Source organism: Pseudoalteromonas sp. SR45-5 (genome assembly GCF_014163565.1).
Lineage (GTDB): Bacteria > Pseudomonadota > Gammaproteobacteria > Enterobacterales > Alteromonadaceae > Pseudoalteromonas > Pseudoalteromonas distincta.
Genome location: NZ_JACJDN010000336.1, coordinates 1 through 4,361, shown reverse-complemented (window position 1 = coordinate 4,361; position 4,361 = coordinate 1). Strand labels below are relative to the sequence as shown.

Annotated in this window: 3 protein-coding genes and 4 tRNA genes; all 7 read left to right on the top strand. The window is 40.5% G+C overall.

The window, feature by feature from the left end; genetic code table 11:
* Positions 1–95 precede the first annotated feature (95 nt).
* Positions 96–172, top strand: a tRNA-Arg gene (locus H5072_RS12765).
* Positions 173–195: 23 nt separating this feature from the next.
* Positions 196–271 (top strand) — tRNA-His (locus H5072_RS12760).
* Positions 272–285: 14 nt separating this feature from the next.
* A tRNA-Pro gene (locus H5072_RS12755) sits at positions 286–362 on the top strand.
* Between the two features lie 70 nt (positions 363–432).
* Positions 433–509: transfer RNA gene (locus tag H5072_RS12750), tRNA-Pro, on the top strand.
* 378 nt (positions 510–887) lie between these two features.
* Positions 888–2,192, top strand: coding sequence for a trigger factor (gene tig, locus H5072_RS12745; protein ID WP_002958347.1), 1,305 nt, complete (start codon positions 888–890; stop codon positions 2,190–2,192).
* Positions 2,193–2,356: 164 nt separating this feature from the next.
* Complete coding sequence (clpP, locus tag H5072_RS12740; RefSeq protein WP_002958346.1) at positions 2,357–2,974, top strand: ATP-dependent Clp endopeptidase proteolytic subunit ClpP; 618 nt, start codon at positions 2,357–2,359, stop codon at positions 2,972–2,974.
* A gap of 135 nt (positions 2,975–3,109) precedes the next feature.
* Positions 3,110–4,361: ATP-dependent protease ATP-binding subunit ClpX (clpX, locus tag H5072_RS12735; RefSeq protein ID WP_182693723.1), on the top strand; the 1,252-nt coding region annotated here is incomplete at its 3' end.

Here is a 4,361-nt window from a genome sequence, read left to right as displayed (position 1 = left end):
CCAAGGGGTCGCAGGTTCAAATCCTGCATCGCCGACCATTTTTTTATAATTTTTTATAATCGAATAGCTTATTGGTAAACTATGAAGTTTTCGATGCGCCCATAGCTCAGCTGGATAGAGCAACGCCCTTCTAAGGCGTCGGTCGAAGGTTCGAATCCTTCTGGGTGCACCATTTGAAAACATGTAAATATAGCGGTGATTGTAGCTCAGTTGGTAGAGCCCCGGATTGTGATTCCGGTTGTCGTGGGTTCGAGCCCCATCAGTCACCCCATTTACAACGAATATCGGCGATTAGCGCAGTTTGGTAGCGCACTTGGTTTGGGTCCAAGGGGTCGCAGGTTCAAATCCTGCATCGCCGACCATTTTCTTAAAATGGTCTTAAACTCTCAGTTTAAGTGTTCAGTATGAAAAAAGAAGTTAACTCTTCAATGTCGGCGATTAGCGCAGTTTGGTAGCGCACTTGGTTTGGGTCCAAGGGGTCGCAGGTTCAAATCCTGCATCGCCGACCATTTTCTTATCCTATAAGAACAATAAGTAAACTCCTCTAAGTTATAAATCTAAATCTGTTAGCCTATAATTCTATTAAATAATTTCTATTTTATTCTATTTAGTCCGTAGTTAGCCTGTTTTTTATTCAGTTAGTCTTTATAGTCCCTTATCTAGTCCAAATAATTGCCCCCTATACTCGACTATCATAAATATTAGGTTATAATGCCGCGTCTATTGTTTAACATAGTGCCCGAAGGGCAAAGCAGCAATGGTGTCTCATGGTAGCGACGGATGCTTTTAAGTGTGGAAAACCGCTTAAACTTTATCAAGACTCATGCAGAACACTTTGTTTGTAAAGGAAGGCGAACAGTCGCCAAAATTGAATATTGAGGTAAATCATGCAAGTTTCTGTTGAGACGACCCAAGGCCTTGAGCGCCGTATAACTATCACCGTTCCTTCAGAGAACGTTGAGACCGAAGTAAAAAAACGCCTACAACAACTGTCAAAAACACAGCGTATAGATGGTTTCCGTGCTGGTAAAGTTCCAGTATCTGTAATTAACAAGCGTTTTGGCCCTGCAGTTCGTCAAGAAGTTGCTGGCGAAGTAATGCAACGTAATTACATCGAAGCAATCGTTTCTGAAAAAATCAACCCAGCTGGCGCGCCTACATTCGCTCCTAAATCACTTGAAGCAGGTAAAGATTTAGAATTCTCAGCAACGTTTGAAGTTTACCCTGAAGTTGAAGTTCAAGGTTTAGATAAAATTACTGTTGAAAAACCAGCAGTAACAGTAACTGACGAAGATTTAGCTAACATGCTAGAAACACTTCGTAAGCAACACGCAGCGTGGGCTGATGTTGATGCAGCTGCTGGCGAAAACGACCGTGTAACAGTTGATTTCGTAGGTACTATCGACGGTGAAGTATTTGAAGGCGGCAAAGCTGAAGACTTCCCATTAGAACTTGGCCAAGGTCGTATGATCCCAGGTTTTGAAGATAACATCGTAGGTAAAAAAGCAGGCGAAGAAGTAGTTGCTGATGTAACTTTCCCTGATGATTACCACGCTGAAAACTTAAAAGGTAAAGCGGCTCAATTCACTATCACAGTGAAAAAAGTTGAAGCGCAAGAATTACCAGAATTAAGCGAAGAGTTTGCAACTAAATTCGGTGTTACCGAAGGCGGCGTAGACGCGCTTAAAGAAGAAGTTAAAAAGAACATGACACGTGAGCTAGACCAAGCGGTTAAAGCAAGCGTTAAAGACCAAGCAATCAAAGGTCTTTTAGCTAACAACGAAATCGAAGTGCCTAAAGCACTTGTTGATCAAGAAGTTGATGCTCTACGTCAGCAAGCAGCTCAACGTTTTGGCGGCGACGCTCAAAACATGCCAGAGCTTCCAGCTGAATTGTTCCACGAGCAAGCTGTAACACGTGTAAAAACTGGCCTTTTATTAGGTGAAGTGATTAAAGCTAACGACATCAAAGTTGATGATGCTAAAGTTGAAGCATTAATCGCAACAGTAGCTTCTGCATACGAAGATCCAACTGAAGTAGTAGAATACTACAAAGGTAATGATCAACTTATGCAGCAAATGCGTAATGTAGCAATGGAAGAGCAAGCTGTTGAAGCTATTTTAGCTAAAGCAGTTGTTACTGATGTTGAAAAAGCATTTGATGACATCATGAATCCACAGCAAGGTGCTTAATAAGTCATTGACTTAAGCTCTCGCTAACGATTAAATGGCTCGTGTTACTCTGTTTATACAGCGTGCCCGGGCCATTTTAGTTTTTGGCTCTAAATTTGCGAAAAACGATAACTATGCTTCCTTATAATAAGGATAAGTATAAGCGCATAAGGAATTAAATAAGTATGAATACTGGTATTACAGATCCCCTAAATGCATTGGTCCCAATGGTTGTTGAACAAACACCAAAAGGCGAGCGCTCGTATGATATTTATTCGAGATTATTAAAAGAGCGTATTATCTTTTTAACAGGTCAAGTTGAAGACAACATGGCAAATCTGATCTTAGCGCAAATGCTATTTTTAGAATCAGAGAACCCTGATAAAGATATCTTTTTATATATCAACTCACCAGGTGGTTCAGTAACTGCGGGTATGGCTATTTACGACACAATGAACTTCATCAAACCAGATGTAAGTACAATATGTGTAGGTCAAGCTGCAAGCATGGGTGCTTTTTTACTTACTGCTGGTGCTAAAGGTAAGCGTTTTTGCCTACCAAACTCACGTGTGATGATTCACCAACCATTAGGTGGTTTCCAAGGTCAAGCATCTGACTTTGAAATACACGCTAAAGAAATTCTGTCTATTAAAGATAAGCTTAACCGCTTAATGGCTGAGCATACAGGCCAACCATTAGATATTATCTCTAAAGACACTGATCGTGATAACTTCATGAGTGCTTCGCAAGCTGTAGATTACGGCTTGGTAGACTCTGTGTTTACAAATCGCGACAAAAAGTAAGCGCTTGGTAAGCAGGACTGCCTGTTTGCCACTTTGAGTTACTATGCGAAAACCAATAAATTTTGGTATAGTTAAAGCGTATTGAAATAGCCGCCAATAGTTTTGGTGGCCAACGTAATAAAATGAGGTAGCTGAATGTCTGACACTCCTACAGACGGCGACAAAAGTAATAAATTGTTATACTGCTCTTTTTGTGGCAAAAGCCAACATGAAGTGCGTAAATTAATTGCAGGCCCTTCAGTATACGTTTGTGATGAATGTGTAGAGTTGTGTAACGATATTATCAGGGAAGAGATCAAAGACATTGCTCCTAAGCATGATACGTCTGACAAACTACCTGTACCAAAAGAAATTCGTAAACACTTAGACGATTATGTTATTGGTCAAGACCATGCTAAAAAAGTATTGTCTGTTGCCGTTTATAACCATTATAAACGCCTACGTAACCAATCGACTAAGCAAGACATTGAATTAAGTAAAAGTAATATTTTGCTTATCGGCCCAACAGGTAGTGGTAAAACATTACTTGCAGAAACATTAGCGCGCCTACTTGACGTGCCGTTTACTATGGCCGATGCCACTACATTAACCGAAGCAGGTTATGTAGGTGAAGATGTTGAAAACATCATTCAAAAGCTTTTACAAAAGTGCGATTACGATGTTGAAAAAGCACAGCGCGGTATTGTCTACATCGATGAAATTGACAAGATTTCTCGTAAATCAGATAACCCTTCAATTACGCGTGACGTATCAGGCGAGGGCGTTCAACAGGCGCTACTTAAACTGATTGAAGGCACCGTTGCTTCTGTTCCACCGCAAGGTGGTCGTAAACATCCACAGCAAGAGTTTTTACAAGTAGATACATCTAAAATCTTGTTTATTTGTGGTGGTGCATTTTCAGGCCTAGATAAAGTAATTGAGCAACGTAGCCATAAAAACACCGGTATCGGTTTTGGCGTTAGCGTAAAAGAGTCTGCGGCGAGTCGTTCTTTAAGTGAAACATTTAAAGATGTAGAGCCAGAAGATTTAGTTAAATATGGCTTAATTCCTGAGTTTATAGGCCGTTTGCCGGTAGTGGCTACGTTAACAGAACTTGATGAAGCAGCTCTTGTACAAATATTGAGTGAACCTAAAAACGCGATTACTAAACAGTTTTCAGTATTGTTTGGTATGGAAGACGTTGAACTTGAGTTTCGCGATGATGCCTTAGCTGCAATTGCCCACAAAGCAATGGAGCGTAAAACAGGCGCACGTGGTCTTCGTTCAATTGTTGAAGGTGTACTACTTGATACTATGTACGAGCTTCCTTCAATGGATGATGTAAGCAAAGTAGTTATTGATGAAACCGTTATTAAAGGTGAGTCAGATCCAATCTTGATTTATGAAA

Excerpts from the sequence above, each read along its gene's own strand:
- tig (WP_002958347.1), top strand. The coding sequence starts at position 888 with ATGCAAGTTTCTGTTGAGACGACCCAAGGCCTTGAGCGCCGTATAACT.
- clpP (WP_002958346.1), top strand. The coding sequence starts at position 2,357 with ATGAATACTGGTATTACAGATCCCCTAAATGCATTGGTCCCAATGGTT.